This is a genomic window from Paeniglutamicibacter cryotolerans (genome assembly GCF_014190875.1).
Lineage (GTDB): Bacteria > Actinomycetota > Actinomycetes > Actinomycetales > Micrococcaceae > Paeniglutamicibacter > Paeniglutamicibacter cryotolerans.
On record NZ_JACHVS010000001.1, the window covers coordinates 1,919,274 to 1,934,488 of the forward strand.

Here is a 15,215-nt window from a genome sequence, read left to right on the forward strand (position 1 = left end):
ACGCCCGGCGGCCCGGGGCTGAGCCCGGGCACCGGCCGCAACGAGGAGGTCCCTGCGGGGTGGCGACACTGCGCAGACAGCACACACCACGACGAAAACGAGGAAATGCAATGCCAGCAGAAGCCACCGGCACCAAACTCAACCGCATGAAGGTGGTGCGGGAATCCGAGCGTGAATCGCTCTGGTTCCTGGGCGACAACGTGCAGATGCTCATCGACGGGTCCGATACCGAGGGGCGCATGGTCATGGCATACCAGCATGCCCGTGCGAGCTCACAGCCGCCCCTGCACGAACACGACAACGAGGACGAGATCTTCTTCATCCTTCAGGGCGAGATCAAGTTCTGGACGGCCGACACCGTGGTCACGCTCTCCGCCGGTGATTGCATCCTGCTGCCCAAGGACGAGCCGCACACCTTCCAGGTCTCGCCGAACAGCGAAGCGAAATGGCTGGTGATCATGACACCGGGTGGTTTCGACACGTTCTACCGAGCCGTCGGCACCCCGGCCCAGTACCCCGGACCGCCGCGGGACTGGAGCATGGACAGCGAAACCGAAGAGCGCTTGGAAACGGCTGCCTCCGCCTGCGGGATCAAGCTGTTGGGCCCTCCGGGCACGCTTCCCGAACCCCGCGGCTGAGCCGGGGTGCCGCACAAGACTCAATGGAAGATCAGGAGGAAGAAGGTGGCTTCAATGCTCAGACGGGCCGGGTTCAGCGGATATGAGGAGGGCGGGATCGAGCGGTACCTCGGTATCCAGTATGCCGGCCCCGGAGCCTCGGGCCGCTTCTCGCACGCGGTTGCCCTGGGCGAACGCCGACAGTTGGATGTCGCTTCGCTCGGCGAGGTCCCGGTGTTTCCCCAGCTGCCGAGCAGGCTTTTTGCGGCCATGGGCAACGGCATCGAAAGCAACCCGCAAGACGAGTCGGCGTTCTTCCTGAACGTGTGGACCCCGGCCGGCGGTTCGCGGCTGCCGGTGCTGGTCTTCATCCACGGTGGCGCCTGGATGACCGGCGGGGGATCCGCCTCCTGGTACGACGGCAGCGCGCTGAGCGGCAGCGGAATGGTCGTGGTCACGTTCAACTACCGGCTCGGTGCCCTGGCGCACCTGGCTGACACCACGGAGGAGGCTAGGAACCCGCCCTACTCGGACATCGTTGCGGCCTTGCGTTGGGTGCGGGAGCATATCTCGGGATTCGGCGGCGACCCGGAGTCGGTCACCGTCGCCGGTCAATCCGCCGGCAGCTGGTACGCCCATCTGCTGAGCATCTCGCCCGAGATGCGGGGGCTGTTTTCCAAGGTCGCGCACCTGAGTCCCGCGCGAAACCGTGCCTGGGACCGCGCCCATGCGGCACGCGTCCGTGACGGCGTCCGGCGGGAACTGGGGGGCCGGAGCCTCGGGCACGTTGGCGCCGGGGAGCTGCTGGAGGCGGGTCTGCGGGTGCTTGGCCGGCGCACCCTGGATCTGGGTGCCGTTCCGACGCCGTACCTTCCCACGCTGGATGATCCCGTCAACAACGTCTTCTGCAGCCCGCAGGCAAGTGCGCAGGCGTCGCATGTGAAGGAGGTCTACATCAGGCTGACCGGCACGGAAACCTCCGCCTTCTTCTTCAATTCGGCCCGGGAGCTCGGCGTGGATGCCGGGGACGTGGAGGCACTGCGCGCAGCGGCCCCGGACGGGGACGCGGCCGCCCCGGCCAGGACCGATGACTCGCCCTATGCGCAACTGGTGGCCATCACCTCGAAGGAGCACTTCGAGACGCCGGCGCGGCTCCTGGCCGATGCCTTCGCAGCGAGCGGTGTCCCCACCTATCTCCGCACCTTTGGCAAACGCAGCAAACTCGACGGGTTCATGAGCGGCCACTGCTTTGACCTGCCCTTCCAATTCGGGCTGATGGACCGGTGGGCAAACGCGCCCATGCTCCAGGGCATCGGGCGGGACGAGTTTGAGGCCGTTTCCCACGCGCTGGTCTCCGAGCTCGCGGATTTCGTCATGTCACCGGCGGGCATGCACGCATCCGAGCGGCATGTCCTCGGTGCGCAGGCGCTGCCGGTGGCGACGGCCGGGTAATCGGTACAAACCACGCCGTCATCGAAGCCCCCGCCGGGGGCTTTGGTGCCCACCGGGTCCGTTCAGGCCCGTGGGGGCAACCATGCCCGGCATCCCTGGCCCCGGCCCACGCTGCCGTGGCAGGGGACCGGGACCGGGCAGGCCGTTACGGTGCGGGCACCGGGTCTGGAATGCCGGCCAATGCCGAGGGGGAGAGCAGGGCATCGAGCCGGTCCGCCTCGAGCAGGCCGTAGGCGATGACCAGCTCCCGGATGCCGCGGCCGGTGGCCAGGGATTCCTTGGCCAGCTTGGCGGCATTGGAGTAGCCGATGAACGGCGCCATGCCGGTGACGATGCTGACCGATTCTTCCATCCTGCGGGCCAGCAACGGCTCATTGGCTTCGATCCCGTCGACGCACTTGGTGCGCAGCGTCCTGCAGGCGGCGGTGAGCCACTCCATGGATTCGAGCAGGCAGTCGGCCATGACCGGTTCGAAGGCGTTCAATTGCAGCTGGCCGGCCTCCACCGCCATGGTCACCGTCGCATCGGCACCCACGACGCGGAACGCCACCTGGTTCACGACCTCCGGGATCACCGGGTTGACCTTGCCGGGCATGATCGAGGACCCGGCCTGGACGGCTGGCAGGAAGATTTCATTGAAACCGGACTGCGGGCCCGAGGAGAGCAACCGCAAATCGTTGCAGATCTTCGAGAGCTTCACGGCACTGCGCTTGAGCACCCCGGAGAGCAGCATGAAGACCCCGGTGTCGGAGGTCGCCTCGACCAGGTCGTGGGCGGAGACCAGGTCCAGGTTGGTCAGCTGGTTCAGCTCCCGGGTGACCAGCGCACGATACTCCGGGTGGGCGGTAATGCCGGTGCCGATGGCGGTGGCACCGAGGTTGATTTCCTTCAGGTGCGGGCCGAGCTCGGCCATCCGGGCCAGGTCCTCACGCAGGGTTTCGGCAAAGGCGCCGAACTCCTGGCCCAGGGTCATCGGCACGGCATCCTGCAGCTGGGTCCGTCCGACCTTCACGATGTTGGCGAACTGGCTGCCCTTGGCGGCAAACGAGTCGATGAGCAGCCGGTGCTCGGCGCAGTAGTCCAGCAGCGCCGCCTGCAGCGAGATCTTCACCGCCGTGGGGTAGGTGTCGTTGGTGCTTTGGCCCCGGTTGACGTGGTCGATCGGATCCAGTTCGGCGTACTGGCCCTTGGCGAAGCCCAGGATCTCCAGGGCCCGGTTGGCGATGACCTCGTTGACGTTCATGTTGGTGCTGGTGCCGGCCCCGCCCTGGATCCGGTCCACCGGGAACTGTGCGTCGAACATGCCGTCGCGCACCTCCAGGGAGGCCTGCTCGATGGCTCGGGACCGGACCGGATCAAGCAGCCCCAGCGCGGTGTTGGCCCGGGCGGCAGCACACTTGACCGATCCGAAGGCCCAGATCAGGGAGCGCATGCTGCCCACCGGGCGGCCGCTGATCGGGAAGTTCTCCACGGCCCGCAGGGTGCTGATGCCCCAATAGGCGTCCGCGGGAACCTGGGCCGAACCCAGGGAGTCGGTTTCGGTCCGGGTGCCCGCGACCGGGGTTCCATTGGTTGCCGGGATGCTCGATGTCTGCTGATCCATGTCCTGCTCGCTCATTCCTTGGTGGTGTCCGGTGCGCCGAGGTATTCCAGCGCGGTCAGGGCCAGTGCGGCTGCCCCGTCGTGGATGGCCAGGTTGGCCGCGTCCCCGACGCAGTGCGCGGCGAATTCGGGTTGGTGGTTGGCTGCGGGGAAGCAGCCCAGGCCGATGTAGGGGTGGATCGCCGGGACCAGTTGGGAGACGTTGCCCATGTCGGTGGAGGCCCGGTTCATGGTGGCCTGCTCCGGGGGTGCGTCGAAGCTGCGCCCCAGCGAGATCGCGTGCCGGGTGTAGATGGCCAGCGCCCGCTCATCGGTGCGGAATTCGGAGTACGGCTCGGATTCGGGGGTGATCTCCAGGGCGCAGCCGGTGGCCAGTGCGCCGGCCTCGAAGCACTTGTTGACCCGCTCGTTCAGCGGTTCCAGTTCGGCGAGGGTTTCGGCACGCACGTACCAGCGTCCCGTGGTGGTTTCGGGGATCGCGTTCGGAGCCTCCCCGCCGCGGGTCTGCACGCCGTGGACGCGGGTTTCCTTCGGCAGCTGCTGGCGCAGCAGCCCGATGGCCATCTGGGCGATGAGGAAGGCGTCGTTGGCGTTGACCCCCTGGTCCGGGTAGGCGGCCGCATGGGCCGACTTGCCCTTGTATTCCACGTGCTGGTGCGCCACCGCGAAGGGGTTGGCCACGGCGGAGTCCACCGGGCTGGGGTGGACCATCATGGCCAGGTCCAGCCCGGCGAAGGCACCGCGCTTGAGCATTTCGATCTTGCCGCCCCCGCCTTCCTCGGCGGGGGTTCCGTAGAGTTCGATGCGCAGGTCGTGTTCCTCGGCGAAGCCGGCCAGCGTGCAGGCCGCACCGACGGAGGCCGCGGTGATGATGTTGTGCCCGCAGGCGTGGCCCAGGCCCGGCAGCGCATCGTATTCGGCCATGAGCCCGATCCGGCGGGACCCGGTGCCGAACACGGCGCGGAGGGCGGTGGGGAAGTCCAGGTAGTTGCGTTCCACGGTGAAGCCGCGGGCTTGGAGGAAGTCCGCGGTCCAGGCCGCGGCCCGGTGTTCCTGCCAGCCGAGTTCGGGGTGGGCGTGGATGGCTTCGGACAGGGCCACCAGTGCCGGGTGTTCGGCGCTGACGGCGCCCAAGACCCGCTCGTGGGCGGTGCCGGCGGACGGCGCCGATGGCACCTGCAGCGCTTCGGTCCTATCGGTCATCGCCGGGTACCCCGTATCCCTCGGAGAGCTGCGGTTCGAGCCCGCGGGTCACATAGGCGTCGCGTTGGGGCATCCAGAGCTCCAGGATCCTGCCGAGTTCGGTGACCGGGTCCTCGTGCCAGTCCACGCGCAGGTCGGTATCGCGCCAGCCGTGTCCGGAGACCACCGACAAGCCGGCCGAATACACCGGTCCTGCTTCGCCTCCCGCGGCGATGGCCCCGCGCAGGCCCGCCAGCAGGCGCACCTCGAGTTCACCCTCTGCCGCTTCGAAGGCATCGCAGGCGCCCTGCAACACGTCCGGGTTCGCCAGCATGTTCCCGGCGCTCACGCTGGCCGCACCGGAGCCGGCACCGAAGATGCCCAGCGTCCTGGAACCGTGGTAGACGGCCGAGGCCCCGGTGGAATCGAGCACCACGAGCTGGCGGAAATCGATGTCCGGCGCGGTGGCCACCACCGCTTCCAGGGCCTGTGCCGCGTTGTCCCCGGCTTCGAGGCGGTCCAGCAGGGCCCGGCCCAGCCGCGGATCGGTGATGTTCTGCGAACTGACTGCCCCCACGCCGTCGCGCAGGTGGATGCACCTGGCCGCGACGGCGGGGGAGGAGGAGGAGACGGCCATGCCGAAGCGGCCGTGGCCGTCGGTGCCGGCGATGCTGAAGGTCATTACTAGTCCTGTGAGAGTACGGCCGTGGCGTCGATTTCCACGAGCCATTCGGGGCGGGCCAGGGCGGTGACGACGATTCCGGTGGAGACCGGGAAGACGCCCTTGAGCCAGCGGCCCATGGTCCGGTAGACGGCCTCGCGGTAGCGCGGGTCGATCAGGTAGACGGTCACCTTCACGATGTCCTCCAGGGTGCCTCCGGCCTCCTCGAGCAGCATCTTGATATTGGCCATGGCCTTTTCGGCCTGCGCTTCCACATCCCCGATGCCCACCGATTCGCGGGTGTCCAGGTCCTGGCCGATCTGTCCGCGCAGGTAGACCACGCCGCCGGCGACGACGGCCTGGCAGAGGTCGTTGTCCAGGTTCTGCTCCGGGTAGGTTTCCTTGGTGTTGAAGGTCCGGATGCGGGTGTGCTTCATGTGCTCTTCCTTTACGCTGGCAGTCAAGGGGGGCCGACCATCGGGCCCGGGGCCGGTGGTGCCCCGACCCGCGTCGGTGTCTGCCTTACAGCATCCAACGGGCACTGGAATCTGTCTAACAGTTTTTTCCGGGATAAGGCATCTAATATTCAGATGCAATGGTTTATGCTCGGGGAATGGATGTCACGTTAACCCAACTGCGGTATTTCAGCGAGGCTGCGGCACGCTTGTCGATGACCGGCGCGGCCGAACGGCTCAATGTCGCCCAGTCCGCGGTCTCCAGCGCCGTCGCCCAGCTCGAACGCCAGATCGGCTCGCAGTTCTTCATCCGGCAACGCTCCAAGGGCCTGGTCCTGACCCCGGCCGGCGAGCTCTTCCTGCGTGATGCCAAGGCGGTCCTGGCCCATGTCGAGGAGGCCATCGACCACGCCCGCGGGGAACAGACCACGATCACCGGAAGCGTGCGGCTGGCGTGTTTCAGCACGCTGGCACCCTTCCTGCTGCCGGGCCTGCTCAGCCGGCTGCGTGCCGATCATCCGGGCCTGGAACTGGAAGTGGTGGAGGCCGATGCCGCCGGGTGCTCCGCGGCGCTGCTGGGCGGACAAGTGGATCTGGCCCTGTGCTACGACCTGGGGCTTCCGGCCGAGGTCGCCGCCACTGCCGTCCATGGCGCCCGCCCCTACCTGGCCCTGCCGCCGGATCATCGTTTTGCCAGTCGCGCGGAGGTCGCGTTGGCGGAGATGCGCGATGAACCCTATGTCTTGTTGGATCTTCCGCATACCCGCGAACTGATGCTCTCGATCCTCGCGGACGCGGGACTGGAACCGAACGTGCGTTTCCAATCCCGAAGCTATGAGACGGTGCGCACCTTCGTGGCCAACGGGCACGGGTATTCCATCCTGCATCAGCGCCCGCACCACGATTTCACCTATGACGGGGGCCGGGTCGCCTCGGTGGCCATCAAGGGCAAGGTCCCTCAATTGCAGACGGTCATTGCCCGGCTGCGGACCCAACGGCCCACCGCACGCACGCGGGCCGTGGCCCAGGCGGTACGCCGGCAGGTCGCCGGGCTCCCGGCCGCGGAGCCGTCCGGGGCCTAGCCGATCCGGGGGCCTGGCCGGTCCGCAGGATCAGGCGGTGCAGGAAACGGCGATCCGCTCGAGCATGGATTCGATCAGCCGGCGCTGGCGGGATCCGCTCATGGCCCCGGGGTCGAGCATCGCGGTGATGTGCAGGCCCATCATGGTGTTGAGCAGCTCATCGGCGAACAGGTCCGGATCCGCCGTTCCCGGGCCATCACCCTCGGCCTGCGCCTGGGCCAGGCAGGTCATGATCGAGGCATGCCAGCAGGACAGTGCCTCGCGGCCCACGTGGCGCAGCGCCGCATCGGTTTGGGCCCGCTGCCAGAAGGACACCGCGACCTTGGCCTCCACGGTGGTCAGGTCCTCGGCCGGGATGATTTCCAGGCACAGTGCGAGCAGCGCGTCGAGGCCGCGCCGGCCCACCGTCGCCGCATCGATGCGCTCGTTGGTCCGTTCGCAGATCAGCTCGTAGGAGGCCAGCAGCAGTTCGTTCTTATTCGGGAAGTAGTGCGCCAGGACCCCGGGGGCCGCGTAGCCGCAGGCGCGGGCGATATCGCGCATGCTGGCGTTTTCGATGCCGCGTTCGGCAATGAGCTGCCAGGTGGTTTCGATGATGGCGCGGCGGCGTTCGGAATGGTCGACCAGGCGGGGCATGGAATCCTTCTTCGGGGGATGCACGGCGGGCAGGATCGCGTTGGACCCTGCCCGCCGTCACTGTACCACCGTGTGCTCCACGGTGCCGTGGGTGGTTTTAGCTTGCCTCGTGGCATCCGGTCGGGGCGCAGTGCCCGGCGGTGGAGGCGGGCAGGTTCAACGTCGGGTTCTCATCGAAGAAGCCGTGCGGCTTGAGCTTGAACCCGGTGGTGTCCACCGGCATGATCGGCCAGTCCTCGGGTCGCGGGAAGTGCGTGAGCCCGAAGGAATGCCACACCACGATGTCCTCGCCGTCGATTCCACGGTCCTGGGCGACGAATGCCGGCAGGCCGGCGCCGCCGGGGTGCTGGTTGACGAAGTCCCCGGCCGCATAGAGCTCGTCCTCGGCGAAGCGGGTCACCCACAGGTGGTGCCGGGCGAAGGCTGCACGGGCGGCGATGGAGGAATCGTCGGCCATGGCCAGGGTCGGCGCGTTTTCCGGGTAGAGCGTGTAGCCCACCGGCACATCCATCTTGTTCAGCGAGCCGGGGTTGCTGATGTGCCAGGCCCGGCCCACCGTCCCGTCCGCGTCGCGGATCGCCTGGGATTCGGTGGCCAGCACGTTGCGGCTCTGGGTGAACGCGTTGCCGTGCGGGTTTCCCGGCCCCTTGGGCAGGCGGACCAAATCCAGTTCCTCGACCCGGTTGGTGGTGCCGTCGATCATCATGTCCAGCCGGGCGCTGAACAGGTGCTGGTGGTAGGGGGCGCCGAGTCCGGGCGCGATTTCCGAAGCGTATTCATAGCCCTTGTGCGGCAGCGCGGCAGTGAACACGATGCCTGTGGCCTTGGCCTCGAACTCGATGGTGCCATCGAGGTACAGGTACCAGTAGAAGCCGTAGTCGTAGTTGCCCACGGTGGTGAAGAAGGAGATCACCAGGCGGCGGTTGCGGCGGACCTCGTTGGAGTTGGCCCATTCATCGGTGTGCTTCCAGGCGATGCCGGCGTCTTCCTCGTGGATGCAGATGCCGTTGGGGATGGTGCGCGGGTTGCCGAAGTCATCGGCCACCACGGGGGAGAGGTAGGTGATTTCGCCCAGGCAGTCGCAGCCGAGCTTCAGCGAGTTGGCATCGCGTCCGACCAGGTATTCCCCGGAGTCGAAGTAGTTCTGCCAGCTGCGGTACGGGGCGGGGTCGCCGTAGGGCACGACCATTTCGGAGATGGCGGCGCGGTGGACCACCGGGCGGCGCCGGTTCTGGTGGGTGTGGTGCAGCTGGTGCAGGACTAGGCCCTCACGGGCATCGAAGCCCACGCGCAGGTCCCAGCCGAGCCAGGAGAGGTGGTTTCCCTCGAGGGTGAAGGAGGCGCCCTCGGGCTGGATGACGTCGATCGGCTTCATATCGGTGCGTAGTTCACCGTGGATGGCCGGGTCGTTGTAGTTGCCGTTGACCTCCGGGACCGGGACCGGTCCGTCGTCGATCAGGTGGTTGACCCGGCGCTTTTCCACATCGACGAAGGCCACCAGCCCATCGATCGGGTGGGCCCAGGCATGGTCAGCCGGGTGGTCCTGGCGGAAGCCCAGCCCGCGCAGCAGGCGTTTGCCGGTCTCGTTTTCGTACTCGAAGACCCCGGCGGACAGCGGTGCCACCCGGACCTGGGCGGGGCTCAGGCCCCGGGACTCGAGGGCGGCGAGCCACCCCGGATCCACGGCGAGGATCTGTTCGATGATCTCGAACTCCTCCAGCAGCACCGGCAGCTGGCCCTCGGTGGCCGGGTCCAGCTCGCGGCTGCTCAGCACCGATCCGCTGCGCAGCGACACGGTGAGGTCCAGCGAGCGTGACAGCGCGGCGTCCCAGAGCATGACGCGCACGCGCCGGTCCACATCGGTGCCGGGCTGCGGGTAGAGCAGTTCCTTGGCCGGTTCCAGCAGGCCGACGTAGGCGAAGCGGGTGGTGTCCTCCACCAGGCCCGCCGCATCGAGGATCGAACGCACCTGCTGGTATTCGACGCTGGTGAGTTGTTCCAGCGGGTGGGTGGTTTGCGTGGCGAGGTGGTCTGTCTGCAGAGTCATGGGGTCTTCCTCAAGCTGGCGTTTTGATGATACAACTGTTCAATCAACAATGTGATGTTACCCAGATCACCGGCGTTCCGTAAAGGCCGTGGCGGAGATCGGGGTCGATGGAAGGGCCGGAACGTGACATGCGAAAGACCCTCAGCACCCACCCGCGGCGCCCCCGGATCCTGACGTTGGGCCTGTGCTGCATCACCCTGGGGCTTGCCGGAGCACACCTGGCTGCCGCCTTCGAGGGGACCGGGGCCATGGCCGTGGTCATGGGCGTCATGGGCGTGTTCTGCCTGACCTGCCTTCCCTCCCTGCGTCATGCCGGGCACGGGGTGGAGCGCTCAGCCTTCCACCTGATGTTCATGTCCGCTGCCATGGCGGTGATCCACCTCGCCTGGATCAGCCTTCCCGGTGCGGGCGGACACCAACACGGCTCGGCACAGCAGCCCGGGGCGATGACCGCCCCGGGGGCAACGATGCTGCTGCTCATCGCCCTGGAACTCACCGCGCTCTTCCTGGCCTCGGCGGTGATCCGGATCAACCGGAATGCCCTCCGCCGGACCTCGCCATCACTGACCACCAACCACTGACCACCAACCGCCGAAAACCACTGGAGTCGAAATGACCAGCCAAACCCTGACCACCTGGGATGCCCGCGCCGATGCGCTCTCGATCGATGGACGGGCCTTCGTGGACGGCCGCCGTACGGGCGCCGCATCGAAGAAGACCCGCATCGTCACCAGCCCGATCGATGGCCGCGAACTCATCGCTCTCAGCGCCTGCGGGGCCGAGGATGTGGAGGTGGCTGTCGCCGCCGCACGCCGGGCCTTCGGCGCCTGGTCGCGCTCGGGCCCCGAATCGCGCAAGCACGTGCTGTTGGCGTGGGCCGCACTGCTGGAGGTCCATGCCGAGGAACTGGCGCTGCTCGAATCCCTGGACAGCGGCAAGCCGATCCTGCAAACCACCACGGTGGATGTGCCCGGTGCCATTTCCACGCTGCGCTGGTACGCCGAGGCCGTCGACAAGCAGCAGGGGGAGATGCCTGTGGTTCCGCCGGGTGCCACGGCCCTGGTGACCCGCGAGGCCCTGGGCGTGGTGGCGGCCATCGTGCCGTGGAACTTCCCGCTGGAAATCGCGATCTGGAAGCTGGCCCCCGCGCTGGCCTCGGGAAACACGGTGGTGCTCAAGCCCGCCGAGCAGACCTCGCTGAGCATCCTGCGCGCAGCCGAGCTGGCCGCAGAAGCCGGCATGCCCGAGGGCGTGCTGAACATCGTCACCGGTTCCGGACGCGAAATCGGCGCTGCGCTCGCCCTGCACATGGACGTCGATGCGCTGACCTTCACCGGCTCCACCGCCGTGTCCCGGACCCTGCTCGAGGCTTCCGGGCGCAGCAACCTCAAACGCCTGAGCCTGGAGGCCGGGGGCAAAAGCTCGAACCTGGTCTTCGCCGATGCGGCGGACCTCGCGCTGGCCGCCGAAAAGGCCGCCTTCGGTGCCTTCTACAACCAGGGTCAGGTCTGCTCGTCCAACTCGCGCATCCTGGTCCAGCGCTCGGTCCACGACGAGTTCAAATCCCTGCTGGAGGAAGCGGCTCAGGCCTACCTTCCGGCCGATCCGCTGGCCGGGCTCGGTGGAAACGGGGCGCTGATCTCCCGTGGCCACACCGATGACGTGGAGGGCTGGATCCACCGCGGCCGCAGCGAGGGGACGGTGCTCTTCGGTGGGGGCAGGTTGGATATCCGCGGATCGGACGCCTACCTGGAGCCGACGCTGCTCGGTGGCTTGGATGCCGGGCACGAGGTGCACCGTGAGGAGATCTTCGGCCCCGTCGCGGTCCTGCAGCCCTTCGATACCGAGGAGGAGGCAGTGGCCATGGCCAACGACACCGACTACGGGCTGGCCGCCTCGCTGTGGACCTCGGATCTGTCCAGGGCGCACCGGGTGGCCGGGGAGCTGGTCGCCGGCACCGTCTCGGTGAACACCGTCGATGCGCTGGGCAACTCCACGCCCTTTGGCGGCTTCAAGCAGTCGGGCTTCGGCCGTGACCTGTCCCTGCAGGCGTTCGATAACTACACCGCGGCGAAGACCACCTGGATCCAGTTCGGCTGATCGGCTGCGCGGGTGTGCTCCGTCCGCCTGAGGTGGACGGAGCACATCTGTTTTTCCGATGCAGAGCATCATTTGATTCTGCTTTACGTGATGCACGTCATGGCCTTAACGTTTAATCCACGCCACAGCCCGGCATCGGAACCGATGCGGGCCGCCCCTCCCAGTCAGGAACGCCATGAGCACCCAGCAAAGATCCCGACTCTTTGACATCGAGCAGGAATCCATCGCACCCATCCCCGAGGATGCGCGGCACGGCAAGGCCACCGAACTGTTCACCATCTGGTTCGGGATGAATATGACCCCGCTGACCGTGGTCACCGGCGCCACGGCCACCAGCCTGCTCGGACTCCCGTTGATCCCCTCGATCATCGCGATCATGATCGGCCACGCCCTGGGCGGAATCGGCATGGCGCTGCATGCGGCCCAGGGCCCGGCGCTCGGAGTGCCGCAGATGCTCCAGGCCCGCGGACAGTTCGGCTCCAAGGGGGCAAGCCTGATCGTGGCCGTGGCGATCCTGATGTTCGTCGGGTACTTCGCCTCCAACCTGATCGTGTCGGCCGATTCGATCACCACGCTCCTTCCGGGAGCCAGCGGCACCGCGATGATCATCGGGTGCGCCTGCCTGAGCTTCGTGATCGCGGCCTTCGGCTACAACCTGGTCCGCAAGGTCACCCAGATCGGGGCGTACGTCGTCGGGGCGCTGGTGCTCGTCTCCTTCTTCGCGCTCTTCGCCAACGGCGACTTCTGGGCCAACATCTCCGCCGGTGAGTTCACCTGGCCGGCCTTCTTCGCCATGCTGGCCATCGGCATCGTCTGGCAACTGACCTACGCACCCTACGTTTCGGACTACTCCCGCTACCTGCCGGCCAAGTCCGGCACCAAGGGTGCCTTCTGGGGCACCTACCTGGGCTGCGTGACCTCCAGTGCCACGCTGATGGTGCTGGGCGCCGGCGTGGGCCTGGCCGTCACCGGGGTCGATGCGATGGCCGGACTCCACGGGATCCTGGGCCCGGTCCTGGGCGCGCTGGTGCTGGTCGGCTTCGCCCTGGTCGCCGCCTCGGGCAACTCGGTCAACGCCTACTGCAGCGCGCTGTGTGCCTTGACGCTGGTGGAAACCTTCCGCAGTGGCTGGCGCCCGGCGGCCAAGGCCCGGCTCATCACCTCGCTCGTCCTGCATGTGATCGGCATTTCCCTGGCCCTGACGGCCGCCACCAGCTTCGCGTCCTCCTACTTCAGTTTCCTCAGCGTGCTGCTCTACATCCTGATCCCCTGGTCGGCGGTAAACCTGGTGGACTACTACATCATCCGCCACGGGTCCTACGCCGTCACCGAGTTCTACGCCGCGGACGGCGGCCGCTACGGCCGCTGGAATGCCGGTTCCCTGCTCGTCTTCGTGATCGGCGTTGCGGCTCAGATTCCCTTCATGGCCACCACCTTCTATACCGGCCCGCTGGCCGGGGCCATGAACGGCATCGACATCGCCTGGTTCGTCGGCTTGAGCGTCAGCGCCTTGGCCTACATCATCATTGCCCGGCTCGCTCCGGCGATGATCCGCCTGGAACCGGCAACGGTTTATTCCGAACCGGTCAGGAAGTAGGAACCATGGAACACGCAGAGTTGTTGTTCGTCAACGGAGCCGTCCACACCATGGATCCCTCCCATCCCCGCAGCAATGCGCTGGCCGTGCGGGGAGGAAAGATCGCGGCCCTGGGCCCCGAGGCGCTGGAACTGCGCACGGCGCGGACCGAGGTCATCGACCTCTCCGGCAAGGCGTTGCTGCCCGGGTTCCAGGATGCCCACGTCCACCCGCTGATGGGTGGGATGCAGATGGTTTCCTGCGACCTGTCCGAGGTCCACTGCCTGGAGGACTACCGGCGGATCATTGCCGAGTATGCCGCGGCAAACCCCGAGAAGGAATGGATCGAAGGTGGCGGCTGGTACGGCGATGTCTTCGAAGGCGGTTTTCCCCACCGCCGGCTGCTGGACGAATTGATCCCGGACCGTCCGGCCTACTTCATGAGCCATGATGCCCATGGCGCCTGGGTCAATACCCGGGCGCTGGAACTGGCTTCGATCAGTGACGCCACCCCGGATCCGGATGGCGGGATCATTGCCCGGGATGCCGACGGGCAGGCCACCGGCATGCTGATCGAGCATGCCGCCGAACTCGTCTCGGCGCTGATCCCGGCGCCGGGGCAAGCCGAGATCCGCCGCGCGTTGTTGGCGGCACAGGCCTACCTGCATTCCAAGGGCGTCACCGCTTGGCAGGATGCCGCGGTCGGCGACGCTTTGGGCGCCCCGGACGTGTTCGAGCATTACCTGGCCCTGGAGGAACAAGGACTGCTCACCGCCACGGTGACCGGTGCCCTGTGGTGGCACCGGGACCAGGGCACGGAACAGCTGGAGCTGTTCCGTGCCCGGCGGGCAAAGGCCACAGGGCGCTTCCGCGCCACCGCGGTGAAGATGATGCTCGACGGGGTGTGCGAGAACCTGACCGCCGCCATGACCCGTCCGTACCGCGGGCACCCGCACGAGCGGGGCATGACGCTGATCGAACCCGAGGCCCTGTGTGAGATCAGCCGGGCCCTGGACGCCGCGGGCTTCGACCTGCACCTGCATGCCGTGGGCGATCAGGCGGTCCGGGACAGCCTGGCGGCCCTGGACCTGCCCCGGCGTCCGGGCTGGGACCCCCGCCATCAGCTGGCTCACTTGGACATCATCGATGAAAAGGACCTGGCGGCCTTTGCCCGGGTGGGGGCGATCGCCAATATCCAGCCGTTGTGGGCCCGGCAGGACCCGGTCCTGGTGGAAACCAAGCTGCCCTATCTGGACGCCGGACACCAGGGCATGCACTTTGCCTTCGAGTCGATGCATCGGGCCGGGATTCCCTTGGCCATGGGCAGCGACTGGCCCGTCTCGAGCCCGGATCCCCTGTGGGGCGTGCATACGGCGGTGAACCGCACGGCGCCGCCGGCGGATCCGCATGCCGCCGATGCACGCTCCCAGCACGAACCCCTGCTGGCCCACGAGGCCATCGCCCTGGATGCCGCCCTGCACGCGGCGACGGCGGGTGCAGCCTATGCAAACCGGCTCGATGCCGAACGCGGCTGGCTGCGTGCCGGGATGATTGCCGACCTGGTGGTGCTGGACGCCGACCCCCATGCGGTGTGGGCCCGGGAGCTGGGCACCATCGGTGCCGAGCAGGTCTTCGTGGATGGTTCGCTGGTTTACCAACACCCTTAGTGGATCGGGTTCCACGGCTTTTCAGGACCATCCTGCATCTGCATAAGCGATGCGGATGATCGAAAATAAGTTCTTTGAGTGATGCCAATCACAACCTAGTGTTGGAGCACACGACGCTTCGCAGACACTTACCGGTCC

Annotated in this window: 13 protein-coding genes; 7 read left to right on the plus strand and 6 right to left on the minus strand. The window is 67.3% G+C overall.

All coding sequences use genetic code 11. From position 1 onward, the window contains the following. Positions 1-110: 110 nt before the first annotated feature. Together E9229_RS08980 and E9229_RS08985 are read left to right on the plus strand one after the other, a co-directional pair. Positions 111-638, plus strand: a complete 528-nt coding sequence (locus tag E9229_RS08980; protein ID WP_183510868.1) for a cupin domain-containing protein — start codon at positions 111-113, stop codon at positions 636-638. Positions 639-692: 54 nt separating this feature from the next. After that, entirely contained in the window at positions 693-2,069 is a 1,377-nt protein-coding gene (locus E9229_RS08985) for a carboxylesterase family protein (protein ID WP_183510869.1), read from the plus strand. A gap of 145 nt (positions 2,070-2,214) precedes the next feature. Here E9229_RS08985 and E9229_RS08990 read toward each other — a convergent pair whose 3' ends face one another. Genes E9229_RS08990 through E9229_RS09005 form a run of 4 tightly spaced genes read right to left on the minus strand, consistent with a single transcriptional unit; the run spans position 2,215 to position 5,951 of the window. Next, the gene (locus E9229_RS08990) at positions 2,215-3,672 is read right to left on the minus strand and encodes an aspartate ammonia-lyase (protein ID WP_183510870.1); all 1,458 of its coding nucleotides are present in this window, start codon (positions 3,670-3,672) and stop codon (positions 2,215-2,217) included. Positions 3,673-3,683: 11 nt separating this feature from the next. Next, the gene (locus E9229_RS08995) at positions 3,684-4,874 is read right to left on the minus strand and encodes a M20 family metallopeptidase (protein ID WP_183510872.1); all 1,191 of its coding nucleotides are present in this window, start codon (positions 4,872-4,874) and stop codon (positions 3,684-3,686) included. Further along, entirely contained in the window at positions 4,864-5,535 is a 672-nt protein-coding gene (locus E9229_RS09000) for a DUF1028 domain-containing protein (protein WP_183510873.1), read from the minus strand. The genes E9229_RS08995 and E9229_RS09000 overlap by 11 nt, the downstream gene beginning before the upstream one ends. 2 nt (positions 5,536-5,537) lie before the next feature. Next, on the minus strand, positions 5,538-5,951 hold the full coding sequence (locus E9229_RS09005; RefSeq protein WP_183510874.1) for a RidA family protein: 414 nt from the start codon (positions 5,949-5,951) through the stop codon (positions 5,538-5,540). Between the two features lie 176 nt (positions 5,952-6,127). Between E9229_RS09005 and E9229_RS09010 the strand changes: the two genes are divergently transcribed. Then, the gene (locus E9229_RS09010; protein WP_183510875.1) at positions 6,128-7,051 is read left to right on the plus strand and encodes a LysR substrate-binding domain-containing protein; all 924 of its coding nucleotides are present in this window, start codon (positions 6,128-6,130) and stop codon (positions 7,049-7,051) included. A gap of 30 nt (positions 7,052-7,081) precedes the next feature. On the opposite strand, the gene E9229_RS09015 is transcribed toward E9229_RS09010, so the two are convergent. Together E9229_RS09015 and E9229_RS09020 are read right to left on the minus strand one after the other, a co-directional pair. Continuing rightward, positions 7,082-7,687 (minus strand): TetR/AcrR family transcriptional regulator, encoded by a 606-nt coding sequence (locus E9229_RS09015; protein WP_183510876.1) that lies wholly within the window; start codon positions 7,685-7,687, stop codon positions 7,082-7,084. A 97-nt stretch (positions 7,688-7,784) separates the two neighbouring features. Beyond that, on the minus strand, positions 7,785-9,734 hold the full coding sequence (locus E9229_RS09020; RefSeq protein WP_183510877.1) for a primary-amine oxidase: 1,950 nt from the start codon (positions 9,732-9,734) through the stop codon (positions 7,785-7,787). Between the two features lie 128 nt (positions 9,735-9,862). Here E9229_RS09020 and E9229_RS09025 point away from each other — a divergent pair, with 128 nt between their 5' ends. From E9229_RS09025 to E9229_RS09040, 4 genes are all read left to right on the plus strand, one after another. Then, on the plus strand, positions 9,863-10,315 hold the full coding sequence (locus tag E9229_RS09025) for a hypothetical protein (protein WP_183510878.1): 453 nt from the start codon (positions 9,863-9,865) through the stop codon (positions 10,313-10,315). A gap of 31 nt (positions 10,316-10,346) precedes the next feature. Then, positions 10,347-11,834: an aldehyde dehydrogenase family protein gene (locus E9229_RS09030; RefSeq protein WP_183510879.1), complete on the plus strand. Its 1,488-nt coding sequence runs from the start codon at positions 10,347-10,349 to the stop codon at positions 11,832-11,834. 175 nt (positions 11,835-12,009) lie between these two features. After that, positions 12,010-13,431 (plus strand): purine-cytosine permease family protein, encoded by a 1,422-nt coding sequence (locus E9229_RS09035; protein WP_183510880.1) that lies wholly within the window; start codon positions 12,010-12,012, stop codon positions 13,429-13,431. A gap of 5 nt (positions 13,432-13,436) precedes the next feature. Further along, positions 13,437-15,077 (plus strand): amidohydrolase, encoded by a 1,641-nt coding sequence (locus E9229_RS09040; RefSeq protein WP_183510881.1) that lies wholly within the window; start codon positions 13,437-13,439, stop codon positions 15,075-15,077. The last annotated feature ends 138 nt before the right edge of the window (positions 15,078-15,215 follow it).